This window comes from Roseovarius aestuarii, from assembly GCF_019966515.1.
Taxonomy (GTDB): Bacteria; Pseudomonadota; Alphaproteobacteria; order Rhodobacterales; family Rhodobacteraceae; genus Roseovarius; species Roseovarius aestuarii.
In genome coordinates this window covers 116,446-131,345 of record NZ_JAIMIB010000015.1, presented here as the reverse complement: position 1 = coordinate 131,345, position 14,900 = coordinate 116,446, and the positions used below count along the sequence as shown (strand labels likewise).

Sequence of the window (14,900 nt, the reverse complement as noted above, 5' to 3'; positions counted from 1 at the left end):
AAATGATCCAGGCTCTCCTTCAGGATCACCTTGTCGAGTTGCAAGTCAGCGACAATCTTCTTCAGCCGATCATTCTCACTCGCCATTGTCGCTCGGACCAATGGCGCAACAAGGCTCGTTGCAGCGCTCTCATCTCTACAAGCTGAGGTCGCCCCATGCCGCCAAACTTCTTGCGCCAGTAGTAATAGGTTTTGTCCGATATCCCCGCCTTGCGGCACGCACTCACGACATCCAATCCATCATGCAGATGCACGTCTATCTCGCGCAACAGCCTCAGCGCGTCCTCATCCGAATACCGCTTCCGAGCCATCTCCCATCCCTCCTGTGACACACAAATAGTGGCACAGTTCTAAGGGGCTAAGACAGTTGAAATCATGGGCAATGCCACCTGTAAGCTGACCCAATGCATCCAGTCTGCTTTTGCGTTCAGCCTGCTGCCGGTTTTTTTCAAGCAGCGAAACATCATCCAGCGCCACGACGCATCTCAGATCGGTGGACGGATCATCCACCTTGGCACTTGAGACACGAACATACCGGTTCTGGTCCTCGCCTTCGCGTGTCATCAAATGGGTTTCATTGATCAATGCCTGTCCGGCCAGCGCCCGATTGACGGGATCGGACGAGGCATCAAGGGGGTTCAAGTCGGTGATGTCGAGAAACTTGATTGCCTGCGGCCATTCAAACGGTGTTTCTTCTGACTTTCCACCCAGCATGTGCCGCGCAGCCGGGTTAATGACGGCAACGCGCCCGTCGCGATCAAGGCCAATAATCCCGTTTGCCGTGGCGTCCAATACTGCCCTTAGCTGTTCGCTCGCTGACCTGAGGTCCTGATTGACATCATCAAGTTCGCGACGAGTAGAAATCAGCGCTGTGGTGATGGCATCCAGATCATCCGGCGTATGGTTCGACGACCGTTCCAGCGACAGCTCCGAGGCATGGTTCAGCCAATTCGGATTAGAAACGAAAGACGAAATTGTCTGCAAATGGCGGCTGACCAATTGACGGAAAATCAGTAGAATGGCGATCGATGCCAATCCGGTCTTTACAACATTGGACAGGAACACCACCAGAACCTGCGCGTAGAGGCCAGACCAAATATGAGCACGGCTCAACCCCAGCTCAAGCGTGCCGACGGTCTTCTCTCCTTTCAGGGGGTCGGGATGCAAGAAATTGATCGTATCGCTTTGCAGTTTTTCATGCGGGTCGCTTGGACCACGGACCCAGACACGGCCCGTATCGTTGGACAGCCTCAGATAAGAAATGTCTGACCGGGCCTGGATACCATCCATGAGTTTGTTGATCTGCGTTTCGTCAAATGACCAAAGGGCGATGCTGAGGCTTTGACCGAAACCGCTCTCGATTTCGCCGGGAATCTCACGAAGAAAAGCATCTTGCCTCTGGAAGGCTACATAGAGCTGCACTGTGGTTGCGGCAGCGGAAAGGAGCGTGCTGCAAATAAGCACCCCGACCAGCAACTTATAAGCGAGCGGATTCTTCAAGTTCCCTATCATGGTGCCCACCTAGTTCACGTTATGCTTGTCAAGCAGTTCGGCAAATGAACCATCTGCCTGCATGTCACGCAGCACTCGATTGAAATCCGAAACGATGGTGGCATGATCGCTGCGGAATGTGGACACGCCCATGTGGATGCTTTGCGTGGTAAGGGCTGGCTCCAGAAATGCTATCCTATCGCCAAGGCTGGGATCTTCGCGGAGGATGGAATGCCTGAGAACGTCGACGCTGTCCAATGTCAAATCAATATGGGCAGCTGCGACCATCCGGATCCCCTGCAATGTCGTGGTGACTTCGAATTTATTGAGAAAGTCTGCGTTGTCGAATTCCGTCGAATAAACAAACCCGGCAGCAACGGCAATGCTGTACGGCCGTAGAGACTCAATTCCCCGAAAGGCTATATCTCCGCCTTTTTGCTGAATAAATTTAACTTCTGTCGAGTAGAAGGGCTCAGAGTAGTTCAACAATTCTTCCAGATCATCGCTGGGCGGCAGACTTGTTATGATGTCGTATTCTCCGGTTCGCGCACCGTTCATAACCCGTGCCCAGGGCAGGATTGCGGTCTTCACATCGTATCCCGCCCGCTCCAGAACCGCGCGTGTTACATCCATGGAAAGCCCCTGGCCAGGCAACTCACTTCCGGAAAATGGCGGCCATTCATCAGCCACCAATGTAAGCGGTTCTGATGCGGCTGCCGGGCTGGCTGAGAAGGCCAGAAAGGCGACAATATTGAGAACCCATTTGATTGCGGGTGACATCAGATTTCCCCCCTTCTTTATGTGCGCAAACCCATGTCCAAGGTCAGCGCTGCCAAACGGAGAAGAAATTCGACAATGTGTATGACTGTTCACCCCGCGACTCTACTATAGCGAGCATCGCGCGGATGGCCAACGCGTTATTGTTACGATCGTGCGCGCAATGCCCGCCCGGTGATATCACGCACCACTTTTGCGCTAATGCATGAAATGCAAGGTCGCAAAGCTGCGCCGCCAGTCTGAGACTTCCGCGAGGATCTGTTCACCGGCCAGACCGCGCACAATAAGAGATGCAAGCGGTTCGGCATCGCTTGCGGTCATGCCCCATCGTACCAGTTCCGGCGTGCCAAAGCGCAGTCCGTTCATATCCCCGGCCACCTCCGCGGCGGGCAGGCCGATCCCGCAGGCCAGAAACCCGCCTTGACGCAAAAGCTTGGATGCCGCCTGTCCGCCGCCGTATGCTTTGGCCTGAACGGCAAACTGGTGCGAGTTGGTGAAGCCCTCGCCGCCCGGAAACACGGGCATGCCTTTTGCATCCAGCGCTTCCGCAAGCGCCCGTGACATTGCAATCATCTCCGCTGCGTAACTGGTGCCAAAATCCCTCCAATCCAGCATCGTCACTGCCAGAGCCGCTGATTTAGCAGCATCGAAATTTGCCGTCATGCCGGGAAAGGCGATGTCATCTAGCGCCTTTGCCATCTCGGCATCATTGGTCACGATCAACCCGCCCGCAGGACCTCCGAGGCTTTTATAGGTGCTCATAGTCATGAAATCTGCGCCCTCCGCCAAAGGGTTGGACCAGGCCTTACCGGCGATGATCCCGCATTGATGCGCGGCATCGAACATCACCTTGGCACCGATCTCGTTGGCGATGCCACGTATTTCGGCGACGGGGTGTTCGAAAAGGTTGAGGCTGCCACCGATGGTGATCAACTTGGGCCGCTCTTTCAGGGCAAGCGCGCGCAACTGATCAGGATCGACCGTATAGCCATCGGCAAAGACGGGCGCGTCGATTGTCCGCAACCCGTAAAGGCCCGCGCACCCGGCCATGTGATGGGTGACATGTCCGCCAATGGACGCGGGCGGCGCAATGATCGTGTCGCCGGGTTTGCAGGTGGCCATGAAACCGTAAAGGTTGGCAATCGCGCCTGAGGGCACCCGGACTTCCGCATAGTTTGCGTCAAAGATCTCGGCGCAGAGCTGGGCGGCGATAACTTCAATCTCTTCGATCGCCTCAAGCCCCATTTCGTATTTGTCGCCCGGATATCCCAGCGACGGACGCGACCCGATACCGGATGCCAGCAAGGCTTCGGCCTTCGGGTTCATCACATTGGTGGCGGGGTTGAGGTTGAAACACTCTTTCTCGTGAATCTCGCGGTTTCGCTCGGCCAGGTTCTGGAGGCGCTGACGCAAATCCTTTGACGAGGCGGCGGATGTCTTGGCGGCAATGTCCTGAACCAGCGCTTCGCTTGCGCCGGGAACCCAGTCTCTTGAGGCAATCGTCATTCGTCTTCTCCACGTTTTCGCTCAGTCTGACGGCCGGCGCGTGACAGCGCAAATCAGATTTGCTATTTCTTGGCGTAGAAAAACTAAGGCTAAGCGAATGAGTGTCGCCCCAATGCGCCCGAAGGGGCCGCCCCTGAATGCCATGCGCGCCTTTGAGGCCGCCGCACGCAACGGCAGTATCGCGGTGGCGGCTGAGGAACTGAACGTGACGCCGGGGGCCGTTTCGCAACATGTCAAGACGCTGGAAAGCTGGGCGAGCGTAGAGCTGTTTCGCAGAAACCCTCAGGGTGTGGAACTCACCTCGGCGGGACGCAGCCTTGTTCAGGGGTTTACTGACGCCTTTGATGCGCTGGCCAACGCCACGCATGCACTGCGAAATCTGAGCCCTGATGCGAATATCCATATCGCGGCTTTGCCGTCGATTGCGCAACTCTGGCTGCCCGCGCGGCTGGGGAAAATCCGAGAGGCATTCCCGCATCTGAACTTCTCGGTGACGGCGCTGGAAACGCCGCCAAGTCTGTCGCGAGAGCTTTTTGATGTTTCGGTTTTCTTTGCGGATCACGAAGGCGGTGACGACAAGGTGATCGTGGCTGACGATAAAATCATGCCTGTTTGTTCGCCCCGGCTGGCAGAACAGCGGGGTATGATGGAGATTCTGACTTCGACCCCTCTTTTGCATGACCAGAGCTGGCGTGACGACTGGGCGCATTGGTCAGCGATGGCGGGCGTCGCCCTTGCCGACCCGCATGATGGTCCGCGCTATTCGCTTTATAGTCTGGCGGTGGAAGAGGCTAAGTCCGGAGCCGGTTTGCTGATGGGTCATATGTGTCTGATCAAAGAGGCGCTCGCGGCAGGTACACTTATGCCGGTTTTCGACAAGACGTTTTCGACGGGCCGTTCACTGGTGTTGCAGCTTCCGCATCGAACACGTCGCCGGGCGGCGATTGGTGATATCGTCGATCTGTTGCGCAACTGAACAGGAAAGCGACTAGCCTGACGCGACGTGACCGGGTGTCTTATGCGGCGACCGTTTCCGGGTGAGTGAGCTGGGAGTAGGGGGCGTTGGATGTGGCGCTTATCCGTCCTGCGGGGCGAAGGGCTAGTGCGGATTTGCGTAATCTGCACAGATGCGTTCTGCCACCTGATCCAGAACGGTTGCGTCTTTCAGGCTGACGGCGACGGTCATTGCGCCCTGAAGGGTGCATTGGATTCGCAGGGCAGTATCGGGTTTGTCAGCCATGTCGTCGGACATGGCGGCGGTCAGCCAGGCTAAGTTGGCCTGAAAAAACGCGCTGACGCGATCCGCGACCGCCTGGGGCAGGCCCGCGCTTTCTGCCGCCAGCATGCCGCACAGGCATTGCAGTTCATTCTTGCGTAGCGCGTCCTGATAGACCTGACAGAACCGTGCCAGCGAGGCGGGCCAGTCCCGGGCGTCCGGGGCGCCCACCTGCGACTGAATCCGCTCGGCATAGCGATCGACCACGGCCAGTCCCAGATCTTCTTTGTGGCGGAAGTGATAATGGATGCTGGCTGACTTTATCCCCAGTTCATCGGCAAACTCGCGAAAGCTGACAGCGTGATAGCCGCGCAGGCGGATGGCGCGTTCGGCCAGATCGAGGATTTGAGTACGCGTATCGGGCATGGTTCTCACATTTTTGATACCTACCAGTAGATAGGCTTGAGGAAATCCAAGCGCAAGTGCATACACCTACCTATCACTAGGTAGAGGAGAGTCGAAATGAAAGTCTATGAATTCCCCGGTTTCCCCAACCCGGCGCGCGTCCGTATCGCTTTGGCCGAGAAGGGGCTGATCGATCAGGTGGAGTTTGTCTCGGTCAACGTTCCAGAGGGCGAGCACCTTTCGGACGCGTTTCGCGCCAAGAACCCGTCGGCGGCGGTGCCGATGCTGGAGCTTGAGGACGGCACCTGCATCGCGGAATGTACGGCGATCACCGAATATCTCGACCAGATTGACGGGGCGCCAACCCTGACAGGTAAGTCACCGAAAGAACGCGCGGTGATCCACATGATGCAGCGTCGGGCCGAGGCCGGATTGCTGGACGCGGTGGCGACCTACTTCCACCATGCGACGCCGGGCTTGGGGGCCGACGTCGAAGGATACCAGAACGCCGAATGGGGCGAACATCAGAAAGAGAACGCGCTTAAAGGTATGCGTTATCTGGATGGTGTTTTGGCAGATCGGCCTTATCTTGCAGGAAATGAGTTTTCAGTGGCCGACATTACCGCCTTCGCCGGACTGATCTTTGCGGGTTTCGCCGACATCACCGTGCCGCAGGACTGTGCGAACCTGAAGGACTGGCACATGCGTGTCTCGGCCCGGCCTTCGATTGCGGCATGATCGCGAAAAAAAGGAGACCCGGTATGGGCCTACACGATGATTTTTCAAAACGCGCAGCAGTTCACAGCGCAGATGAGCCATGGGTCGCGTCGCCAATGCCTGGTGTTGACCGCCGCATGCTGGACCGGATCGGAGAGGAAGTGGCGCGGGCCACGACTATCGTGCGCTATGCGCCGGGCAGCAAGTTTTCCAGCCATGTGCATACCGGCGGCGAAGAATTTCTGGTGCTTGATGGCGTTTTTCAGGATGAGCACGGCGACTTCCCAACAGGCAGCTATATCCGCAACCCGCCGGAATCGTCGCATACGCCGGGCTCGGCGCCCGGCTGCACGATCTTTGTGAAGCTTTGGCAGTTTGATCTTGCGGACCGTACCCATGTGCGCATCGACACCGACAAGATGCGGTTTATGCCGGATCGCGACGGGGTCGAGGTGATGCCGCTGTTCAACGATACGCGCGAGGATGTCGTGCTGGAGCGTTGGGCGTCCGGCGTCGCGCTTGATCTTGAGGCGCCCGGTGGCATTGAAATTCTGGTGCTTGAAGGCGGGTTCATCGAGGCGGGTGAGACATTCAAACAACATAGCTGGCTGCGTCTGCCGCGCGAAAGTACAACTTCGGTGCAGGTGAGCCCGGATGGCGCGCGTGTTTGGATCAAACGTGGCCACCTGCGCGAAGACCCAACGCCGCCTGCAGTTTGACCGCATTGTCAGGGGCGGGTCTGATTTTGCCTGCCCCTGACCTCGTCAGCGGCTCATCGCCGCCCGGTCTGCGCTTGAGGGATCAGGCTTATCCGGCGCGATAAGCGAATGTTCTCGCAGCCCCGACAATGATGGATTTTCGCCGTATTTATTTCGAATTTGACAACCATAATTTACGGACGAAGAAGAGCTGTAAATGCCATGAGGACTGTCAAATGCTGAAAGCACTTACCCGAATTGCCTCATCTTTCGGCGCTCGTAGTGCCATGCCGGAGCAACCCGCAGATGATATTGATCTGACGGATTTGCCGGTGATTGTCGGAGAAACGGTATATGAGGCTGGGCAGACAGACCCGCAGCAGTTGATCATGGCTGTCGTTGATTACGTGAACGCGCTGGTCTCGAACGGGCGTTTCAACCGCCGCGAAATTCCCGCCATGGCGATGTCGGTCTACCACACCGATTATTACCTAAAGCAGATCAACAACGGCGGCCACTCTCAGTTCATCCACAATTGCGGCCAGAAACTGCCGTTGACCATCGCGGACATTCTGTACTGCCTCAGGGATATCGAGGCGGAAGACTATCGCAAGCTTCTTCGGCTGTTCAACGAATGGGTTCAGACCAACCCGGATGCCGTATCGATGCAGACGGGTTTCGACGGGGGCAGGGCACCGCAACTGGAGAAGTTCGACGAAACGCTTTACGGGCTCGAACGCAAAGGGTCGCTCCGGGATATGATGGCCGAATGGATCAGTTCTTCGCCCAACCTGCTGGTCCTGCCGGACGAGCAAGTGGGGAATGCGTGCGAGCGCCTTTGTGATGCCAATCCGTACCGGGCCGTGCGGGGTCAGATCCTGCGTATCGCGGATCTTCAGGTGCAACTTACTGGAAAAATGATCGCAGCCATCGGCCTGGCTGCCGGGGTGGCAACACCCCTGGCGCCGATTACCCGTGTGGGCGATGGCGCGTATCGAGACGTGGCAGGCAAGCAACTGATGTGCTTCAGCCTGTTCACGGCAGAAGGGAAACGCGTTGCGGTGCTTACCGATGACGAAGTGATCATCCACGACGGTATCAAGCAGGATGATGCGAACAAGCAACCCGACCCGCTTGACGCAACAACCGGGCAAGTGTCTGACGTGTTGGCGCCCGAGATAGGAGAGGAACTGAGCCGGGCCAGTTTCGCCGACGCCGAAGCCGCGTCCGAGATAGCCACCCGGACCCACGCCGCCGCCGCAATTGATCTGCTGCTGTCGCATCTGCTGCAACCGCCACGCGTGGATCACGTGACGATCCGTAGCGCCGGGATGGGCGGCAATGGTGAAGAAGGGATGACCCTGTCACTCGTGCTTGATGACGCTTCACTGATCATGACGGCGATTGTGGGTGAAAGCGGTGCCAGCTTGCTGAGTGAACCTGATCATAACACAATGGTCGAAGTGACACGCGCGCAAATCGATGCACACGCTGAGGAATACGCACTGGAGAACCTGTTGGCCTGAGCGTCACTTCGCCTGCCACCCTGACCGGCCGTCCTGCGCTATTATTGCCCCTTTTCGCTGAAGGCGGTGGTAAACACGCGACGCAGGGCCACATCCACATCACCCATCGTGACCTGCAACCCTAGATCGACCAGGCTGGTCACGCCATGCTCGGTGATCCCGCAGGGGATGATGCCGCTGAAATGGTCCAACTCGGGTTCGACATTGATCGAAATACCGTGGAAGCTGATCCATTTGCGCAGGCGGATACCGATTGCCGCGATCTTGTCTTCAGGCTGCTGCCCGGTTGCGCTTAGCGGTTTGTCATCACGGGACACCCAGACGCCGACGCGACCGGCGCGGATCTCGCCCTTGACATTGAACTGATCAAGCGTCGCGATCACCCATTCCTCGAGTTGTTGCACAAAACGACGCACATCGCGGCCGCGCTTGCTTACGTCGAGCATGACGTAGACCACTCGTTGCCCGGGGCCGTGATAGGTATATTGCCCGCCGCGCTGAGAGACATGCACGGGAAACCGGTCCGGATCGGTCAGATCCTGCGGTTTCGCGCTCGTACCTGCCGTATAAAGAGGGGGATGTTCCAGCAGCCAGATCGTCTCGGGCGCCTGGCCCGCGGCGATTCGGGCAACGCGCTTTTCCATCGTGGTCACGGCGGCCTCATAGGGCACAAGCCCATCCGAGACATGCCATTGCACGTTATTTTCGAGGGTTTTCGCAGCCTCAGGCAGCAGCAGGTCGGGATTCATTCTTCTGCCTCCGGGAAACTGTGATAGGCTCTGCCTGATTACGCGACGGCTATTTAAAGGAGTATCGAGATGTTTTCAAAGCGTATAGCAATCACATGTCTGGCGACGTCAATGGCGCTGACCCCGGCGACGAAAGTCGCGGCGGATATCGGCGACGGGATTGTTGGCGGGTTGGTCGGCGGGGCTGTCAGCGGCATCATCGTCAACGAATCCGCCAAACATCGTGAACGCCAAAGGGCGCAGCCGAGAGTAATCTACAAGAACGCTCCGCGCAAATCCACACGTAGCTACAGCCCGGCCCGTGCCCAGGTGTACGAAGATCAGGTCGCACTGAACTATTTTGGCTTCCCGGCGGGCGTGCCGGATGGGGTGAGTGGCCGTAATACGCGTAATGCTGTTTCGCAGTACCAGGCGCATATGAGCTATCCGATCACCGGCTATATGAATTCGTATGAGCGCCAGTTTCTGATCAGCTCATTTCACCGCGCCCAGTCCAGCGGTGTGGAGACGTCACAATTGATTGCTCAGCGGGGTGGCACGCGAGGACTGCTGCACGCCTATCGTGATGCGGCTGCCGGTATCACATCGGCAACGGCTGGCGGTGGCTACGGTGGCAGCGGCTATGGCGCCGCAGCAACGGCTCCTGCCGCAGGGACGACGCTGGCTCTGATTCCGGCACCAACACCAACACCTCAGCCCGAGGTGTCGCAGCCAGCGGTGACCGAACCGGTGGCAGAGCCTGAAGCCACCACCTTGGCGGCCTTGCCCAATCTGATGGGGGAAGCGACCACAGGCCCGTCCCTGGCGTCGCATTGCAGCCGCGTCAGTCTGGTGACCAACAGTAATGGTGGTTTCGTGACCCAGGCCACCATGACCGACCCGGCCTTCACGCTGAGCGAGCAATTCTGCGTGGCCCGCACCTACTCGATCACGGTCGGTGAAGAGCTTGCCAGCCGCGTGGAGGGGCTGAACATGGCCTCGCTGGAGCAGCAATGCGCCGCTTTCGGCCCGGCGATGCAACCCTACGTGTCGGCGTTGTCCCTCAAGCCGCAGGAAGGCGTCATTGCCGATGTCAGCAGCTTCATCCTGCAAAGCGGCATGTCGCCGGCGCAGTTGGCGGGGACGGCCCGGATCTGCCTGTCGGTCGGATATCGTACCGATGACATGAACGTGGCGGTGGGCTCGGGCCTGCTGCTGACGGCATTGGGTGAAACCGGCTATGCCGAATTGCTTGGTCATCACCTGAACGAAGGGTTTGGCACCGCGCGCCGGCCGGATCTGGCCCAGGCTTGGTATGAAACCGGTCTGGATGCGGTAGAGCGTAGCGGCCAACCGGTGTTCGTGCCTGCTAATCCCGATCGTACGGGTCTGATCCGCAACGCTGTATTTCAGGCGAACAATATAAATGGCAAAGCAGGCGATCTGACTGGTGGAGGCTCGGTCCAACCCGCGGCAAGCCTGCCGACCTTCAACATCGCTGAATAACCCGGGGTGGGGGCCATTTGGTGGCCCCCACAAAAACTATCGAAAAGCACTTCACAACAGGCTGGTGCGTTGGTATAGCCACGCGCACCAGCCTAGACGTGCGGTCGTGGCGGAATGGTAGACGCGCAGCGTTGAGGTCGCTGTGGGGTAACACCCGTGGAAGTTCGAGTCTTCTCGACCGCACCAATTTTCAAAGATTACTTATATAAAGCAATAATTTACCAGATTATCCGATTTTCGGACCACCTTTTAGACCACCCTGAGACATGAGAAGCTTTGTGAAGCAATGGTGCGGAAAGTGTAGAGTTTGGTCATGCTGCCGCGCATCCACATTGTACTCGATTGGCCATTTTACCTTGCTCTTGCTGGCAGAACAATCCAGAAACACCAGAAAAAAGCCGCCAATCGTATTTCAGGTGTATTCACTAGTTTTGCCTTTCCGTACAGCCGGTCTTGTTACTATGAGATGTCGCACAGCGTGATGAAAACCTCAGATGAATACATCGCCAAATTGGCCGAGAGCTGATACCTTCTATTCGCCTGGGCTTTTGTCAACCCTGGGGCATCGCGATGCTCTTCAATCATGGAGACATCGTGATGAGGATACTTTCAAAACGCCAGCTGAAGGAGTTGGTCTTGTATTCGCCGCAACACATTGCACGCCTGGAAAAGGCAGGCCAATTCCCTAAGCGGGTACAGCTTGGCCCGAACAGGGTGGGATGGGTTGAAGATGAAATACTGGATTGGCTTCAAACGAGGCTGGACTGTCGAACAATCCTACCCGACACTCCTGACTAAGGAGCAAGGGTGATCGAGCGTGCACAGCTCGGTCACCCATTCAAAGCGGCAGCGTGCAACTAAAGATTTAAGCAAATCGATGTAATTGCGACATGGCCTTCGAACTCTTTGGCAGATTGGTTCGAAGGTCGACAAACGTGATGCTTGAGCGTGTGCATACGCTTGTGCGTCTTAGTATGCACCTATGGAAGACACACACAAGTTACGAAAATGTGCATTATTTCTTATTGATGGCGGGTGCTACCGATTTAACAAGGCTGCCCCGACAAAGATAGAAAATCGCTATATCTTAGACCCCGTATGCAAAGAAAAAATTCCTGCTTCTTAAAACGCACTGTCGGTACGATAATGAAAAGACAAAATTATTATGCGTGAATGTGTTCGCCAAATTGGGGGTACTAGGAATTGTTCATCGCGATCCGGTTATTTGTCGGTGTATTGTTGGGGTTTTATCTCTGGTATGATGCCCTTTCCTCGGGTGGCTACATATCAATTGATGGATTGATTGGAGCCGCATTTTCTTTTTCATTTTTCTTATTAGTATTTGCATTTTTCGCTGCATTTGCACCTGCAGACATTATCACTGAAATGTTTGGAGAGCCTCCAATCGTTTCCGTAGGCTTTGCGATCTTCACCGCCGCGTGCATGATCGTCTTGGGTATTATTACTTCGTTCCCAACACCAATGAGTATGGATTTTTCACTTGGTGCTGCTCTGTACGGAATTGCGATTTGGCTACCCTCGATTTTTGTCGGATTTATCTTGGTTCTCTTCGTCCCATTTCTCATCGGGATTGCATTTGTCAGCGTTATTCCGATGAGCGTTTTTGGTGTGATCGCGTTGTGCACGAAATCCACGTCGCAGCAGATCATGCAACACCATGCGAAGAACCGCATGCCAAATGACGAAATTGAACGCCGCCTTGCGGAAGCGATGGAGAGCGAATTAACATCTGACCAAGAAATCGTGGACCTTCTATATCAATTGCCAATGCTGTCGAGGCTCTGGCACACATTCATCTACAAGGTGAAGACGAAGAAATTTTCTGAGATTGCAAAGGTGTTAAAGGCACAGGAAGATAAGATACGTGAGCAAACAAAAGCAGCCCGAGCCGCACATCAGTACGAGCGCGCCAAGCGAGACCATCAAAGCTGAAACAGATATTGTTTCAGCATTTGTCACAGCGTTGCGGTTCACCACCGTACAACGCGCCGTAGCAGCGTATAACAGCGTCATTTTAGAACAGGCGAATACACACAGCGCATTTGCACAGCGAGACCGCGCGATACTGGAGGCGTCGCGGGTCACTGAGGAACTCAAGGATGCGCATAAAATACACAAAACAGATAAACTCCATAGAGATATCGCGCTACTCTCCGCAGAAGAGCAACTTCGGCAGATGAAGCACGAGGCGAAGCTCGCCAAGATGGAGCGAGAGGCAGAGTTACGGTTTGCGCGGAAGGCGTCAGAACAAGACCAGGAGGGCTATGACATGAGCGACGATGAGCGTGAGCTAGTGGATGCGTTACTGGCGAAAATCAAACCAGACCGCTACCGCGTGATTTTAGAAAAGACTATTCGAGAGCAAAATCTGGGCCCTGAAGACGAAGACAAAGCACGTGCCATCATGGAAGAGATCATCAATCAGTCTCTATAGACCAGTCTTCACCTTCGTAGGTCTCATCTTTTTCCTCGCTCGTAGTTGCGTAGTACGAGGAAATCTGGTGCTCAAGCATCCGTTTCCACGTTGGAGCCGTTACACTGTTATTCCAATCGAGCAGATCTTGCCGTGTCCTGAACTTAACGGCCGCGCCGGAGCGATGTGAGCGAATAAAGAATTCGCCAACGGAAAGTCTTCGCACGTCTTCTGCGTCAACGCCCACAATGTCCGCGTTGCGCTTAGCACCGGAAAATGAAGTGCCGCCTACGACTTGAAGGTTGGTTGTCTCCAAAACAACATCTTTCATGTGTGTTGGCATCCTTTGCCCGGCAATTTGCTGCGCCATTGTCAGGTACAGTCGGTACTTGCGGGCTTCGGTAAGAATGTCTTCCATCGTTTCCGACACGAAGTTGTGGCACTCGTCAATAACGACGGAGCACGGAATGCGTTTGTCGCGGGGGAGGGTTTCTCTTCTGAATGCAATGCTAATGAGTTGCGCTATCACCAAGCGCCCCAGCGCTGCTCCCTCGCGCTTTCCAATAGCACCTTTGCCAAGGTCAAATACCAATACTTTTTTCTGTTCTACCGCTGCATGTAGATCAATCGTGCTTCTGCCACAGGTCACGTTTCGAAACACGCCCACGCTCAAAAGGTCATCAAGCCGCCGTCCGATTGCATCTCTGGTGACGGCGTTACCTTTCGCATTGAACCCGCCCTCGCTTGTTGTGAAATAGTCAGCGATGTACTCGTGATGCGTCAGAGTGCGCGCGAACGCGATGAGATCATTGTTGCGGGTGGACTTCAAAAAATCGGAAAGGTCTTTGAGCGAAGCCCCATCTTTGTCCAGAAGGACCAGAACGCAGTTGGTTAGGATTGTTCGCATCGGAGCCGTCAGGATGCCACCACTTTCGGTAACAATTCTTCCGAGCGCTTCCACAAGCTCCTGGGCGACAACCCTCTTCGTGTTGAGCGCTTCTTCGGAGTAATCTTGAGCGGGGATACCGTGAATTTGAAATGGATTGATGCACGGCCATGCGCCGCGTTTGAGGGTTGGACGCACATAGATCAAACGATCGGATGTGTTGAATTCCTTCCACTTAGCAATTTGGCCGGCGAAGTCGCTTGTGGGATCAATTATAACGACGGCACCGTATTTTGGGTTTGTGACGTATGTGTGGACAAGAAGCTTAAGAAGCTCAGATTTGCCTGACCCTGGCGTACCAAGGACATATCCGTGTGGTCGATCTGGGTTTTCTTCGATGTGCAGCGGAAGCGGCGTGTGAACACGCCGCCAAAGCTCAGGTGCTTCATCCTGAAGATATTCGAGATAGCCGCGTAGATCGGGCGAATGTCTGGAGAGGCGAAATAGGGAAACAAAGCTGGTTTCGAGTTTGTTCGGCATCGATGGTCCCGGGCGTTCAAAGTAGTGCGGAGGTGATCCACGTTTCTCAGCATCCTTCATTTCCCAATCGCTTAGACGCGCTTGATACTCGGCGTATCGAATTTCTTCTGTTTGTTCGTGCTTATGATAAGAATCTATCTGGTTTTGGATCTGTGATCGGCGTCTAAATGCGTCTAGATATTCCGCATAGTCGAAAACTCTTCGATTTTCTGTTGCGCAATATGTGTAGACCATCGCGCCGATAACTTCCTCTGATGTGCTTAGATCAATGTCTCCCAAGTGATGGTATACAGCGTCGTCAGAAAATTCTGTCGGAAGCTGTAGTGCGCGCAAAGCGTTTTGCACATACGGAATGTTTGGGTCCGCCTCTTTGAACCGAGAAACTTTGCTTCGATATGGTGTCGGGTCGAACCGGTTAGATATTTTGCCCACTTTGCTTCGGTACGGTGTGGGATCAAATTTTTTTGGCAC

The 14,900-nt window shown here is 55.5% G+C and carries 16 protein-coding genes and 1 tRNA gene; 10 read left to right on the top strand and 7 right to left on the bottom strand.

From position 1 onward, the window contains the following. Positions 1-61: 61 nt before the first annotated feature. The 4 genes from LC334_RS16950 to LC334_RS16935 form a co-directional block, all read right to left on the bottom strand. Positions 62-310 carry a transposase gene (locus tag LC334_RS16950; RefSeq protein WP_085802655.1) on the bottom strand — a complete coding sequence of 83 codons (249 nt, stop codon included), beginning with the start codon at positions 308-310 and terminating at the stop codon, positions 62-64. Beyond that, positions 285-1,511 (bottom strand): PAS domain-containing protein, encoded by a 1,227-nt coding sequence (locus LC334_RS16945; RefSeq protein ID WP_139836344.1) that lies wholly within the window; start codon positions 1,509-1,511, stop codon positions 285-287. The genes LC334_RS16950 and LC334_RS16945 overlap by 26 nt, the downstream gene beginning before the upstream one ends. A gap of 9 nt (positions 1,512-1,520) precedes the next feature. Then, complete coding sequence (locus LC334_RS16940; protein WP_085799787.1) at positions 1,521-2,270, bottom strand: substrate-binding periplasmic protein; 750 nt, start codon at positions 2,268-2,270, stop codon at positions 1,521-1,523. Between the two features lie 195 nt (positions 2,271-2,465). Then, positions 2,466-3,773, bottom strand: a complete 1,308-nt coding sequence (locus tag LC334_RS16935) for a serine hydroxymethyltransferase (RefSeq protein WP_085799786.1) — start codon at positions 3,771-3,773, stop codon at positions 2,466-2,468. Between the two features lie 97 nt (positions 3,774-3,870). On the opposite strand from LC334_RS16935, the gene LC334_RS16930 reads away from it, so the two are divergent. Continuing rightward, on the top strand, positions 3,871-4,749 hold the full coding sequence (locus tag LC334_RS16930) for a LysR family transcriptional regulator (RefSeq protein ID WP_085799785.1): 879 nt from the start codon (positions 3,871-3,873) through the stop codon (positions 4,747-4,749). Between the two features lie 123 nt (positions 4,750-4,872). Here the strand turns inward: LC334_RS16930 and LC334_RS16925 are convergent, their stop codons facing one another. After that, positions 4,873-5,415 carry a TetR/AcrR family transcriptional regulator gene (locus LC334_RS16925; protein WP_139836343.1) on the bottom strand — a complete coding sequence of 181 codons (543 nt, stop codon included), beginning with the start codon at positions 5,413-5,415 and terminating at the stop codon, positions 4,873-4,875. Positions 5,416-5,511: 96 nt separating this feature from the next. Between LC334_RS16925 and LC334_RS16920 the strand changes: the two genes are divergently transcribed. The 3 genes from LC334_RS16920 (at position 5,512) to LC334_RS16910 (ending at position 8,335) form a co-directional block, all read left to right on the top strand. Continuing rightward, entirely contained in the window at positions 5,512-6,132 is a 621-nt protein-coding gene (locus LC334_RS16920) for a glutathione S-transferase family protein (protein WP_085799783.1), read from the top strand. A gap of 23 nt (positions 6,133-6,155) precedes the next feature. Further along, positions 6,156-6,830 carry a cupin domain-containing protein gene (locus LC334_RS16915; protein WP_085799782.1) on the top strand — a complete coding sequence of 225 codons (675 nt, stop codon included), beginning with the start codon at positions 6,156-6,158 and terminating at the stop codon, positions 6,828-6,830. A 215-nt stretch (positions 6,831-7,045) separates the two neighbouring features. After that, positions 7,046-8,335, top strand: coding sequence for a DMP19 family protein (locus LC334_RS16910; RefSeq protein ID WP_176237656.1), 1,290 nt, complete (start codon positions 7,046-7,048; stop codon positions 8,333-8,335). Between the two features lie 41 nt (positions 8,336-8,376). On the opposite strand, the gene lipB is transcribed toward LC334_RS16910, so the two are convergent. After that, positions 8,377-9,084 carry a lipoyl(octanoyl) transferase LipB gene (lipB, locus tag LC334_RS16905; protein ID WP_085799780.1) on the bottom strand — a complete coding sequence of 236 codons (708 nt, stop codon included), beginning with the start codon at positions 9,082-9,084 and terminating at the stop codon, positions 8,377-8,379. A 69-nt stretch (positions 9,085-9,153) separates the two neighbouring features. On the opposite strand from lipB, the gene LC334_RS16900 reads away from it, so the two are divergent. The 6 genes from LC334_RS16900 (at position 9,154) to LC334_RS16875 (ending at position 13,024) form a co-directional block, all read left to right on the top strand. After that, positions 9,154-10,569 carry a peptidoglycan-binding domain-containing protein gene (locus LC334_RS16900; RefSeq protein WP_085799779.1) on the top strand — a complete coding sequence of 472 codons (1,416 nt, stop codon included), beginning with the start codon at positions 9,154-9,156 and terminating at the stop codon, positions 10,567-10,569. Positions 10,570-10,669: 100 nt separating this feature from the next. Next, a tRNA-Leu gene (locus tag LC334_RS16895) sits at positions 10,670-10,755 on the top strand. Positions 10,756-10,882: 127 nt separating this feature from the next. Next, positions 10,883-11,095, top strand: a complete 213-nt coding sequence (locus LC334_RS16890) for a hypothetical protein (RefSeq protein ID WP_085799778.1) — start codon at positions 10,883-10,885, stop codon at positions 11,093-11,095. Between the two features lie 44 nt (positions 11,096-11,139). Further along, entirely contained in the window at positions 11,140-11,367 is a 228-nt protein-coding gene (locus LC334_RS16885; RefSeq protein WP_306372156.1) for a helix-turn-helix transcriptional regulator, read from the top strand. 405 nt (positions 11,368-11,772) lie between these two features. Further along, positions 11,773-12,522: a hypothetical protein gene (locus tag LC334_RS16880; protein WP_085799777.1), complete on the top strand. Its 750-nt coding sequence runs from the start codon at positions 11,773-11,775 to the stop codon at positions 12,520-12,522. Next, positions 12,455-13,024: a hypothetical protein gene (locus LC334_RS16875; protein ID WP_139836342.1), complete on the top strand. Its 570-nt coding sequence runs from the start codon at positions 12,455-12,457 to the stop codon at positions 13,022-13,024. The genes LC334_RS16880 and LC334_RS16875 overlap by 68 nt, the downstream gene beginning before the upstream one ends. Here LC334_RS16875 and LC334_RS16870 read toward each other — a convergent pair. Continuing rightward, positions 13,008-14,900: a type IV secretory system conjugative DNA transfer family protein gene (locus LC334_RS16870; RefSeq protein ID WP_176237655.1), complete on the bottom strand. Its 1,893-nt coding sequence runs from the start codon at positions 14,898-14,900 to the stop codon at positions 13,008-13,010. The two genes, LC334_RS16875 and LC334_RS16870, sit on opposite strands and share 17 nt — an antisense overlap.

Excerpts from the sequence above, each read along its gene's own strand:
- lipB (WP_085799780.1), bottom strand. The coding sequence starts at position 9,084 with ATGAATCCCGACCTGCTGCTGCCTGAGGCTGCGAAAACCCTCGAAAAT.
- LC334_RS16950 (WP_085802655.1), bottom strand. The coding sequence starts at position 310 with ATGGCTCGGAAGCGGTATTCGGATGAGGACGCGCTGAGGCTGTTGCGC.
- LC334_RS16940 (WP_085799787.1), bottom strand. The coding sequence starts at position 2,270 with ATGTCACCCGCAATCAAATGGGTTCTCAATATTGTCGCCTTTCTGGCC.
- LC334_RS16935 (WP_085799786.1), bottom strand. The coding sequence starts at position 3,773 with ATGACGATTGCCTCAAGAGACTGGGTTCCCGGCGCAAGCGAAGCGCTG.
- LC334_RS16915 (WP_085799782.1), top strand. The coding sequence starts at position 6,156 with ATGGGCCTACACGATGATTTTTCAAAACGCGCAGCAGTTCACAGCGCA.
- LC334_RS16890 (WP_085799778.1), top strand. The coding sequence starts at position 10,883 with ATGCTGCCGCGCATCCACATTGTACTCGATTGGCCATTTTACCTTGCT.
- LC334_RS16920 (WP_085799783.1), top strand. The coding sequence starts at position 5,512 with ATGAAAGTCTATGAATTCCCCGGTTTCCCCAACCCGGCGCGCGTCCGT.
- LC334_RS16945 (WP_139836344.1), bottom strand. The coding sequence starts at position 1,511 with ATGATAGGGAACTTGAAGAATCCGCTCGCTTATAAGTTGCTGGTCGGG.
- LC334_RS16910 (WP_176237656.1), top strand. The coding sequence starts at position 7,046 with ATGCTGAAAGCACTTACCCGAATTGCCTCATCTTTCGGCGCTCGTAGT.
- LC334_RS16930 (WP_085799785.1), top strand. The coding sequence starts at position 3,871 with ATGAGTGTCGCCCCAATGCGCCCGAAGGGGCCGCCCCTGAATGCCATG.
- LC334_RS16925 (WP_139836343.1), bottom strand. The coding sequence starts at position 5,415 with ATGCCCGATACGCGTACTCAAATCCTCGATCTGGCCGAACGCGCCATC.
- LC334_RS16885 (WP_306372156.1), top strand. The coding sequence starts at position 11,140 with ATGCTCTTCAATCATGGAGACATCGTGATGAGGATACTTTCAAAACGC.
- LC334_RS16900 (WP_085799779.1), top strand. The coding sequence starts at position 9,154 with ATGTTTTCAAAGCGTATAGCAATCACATGTCTGGCGACGTCAATGGCG.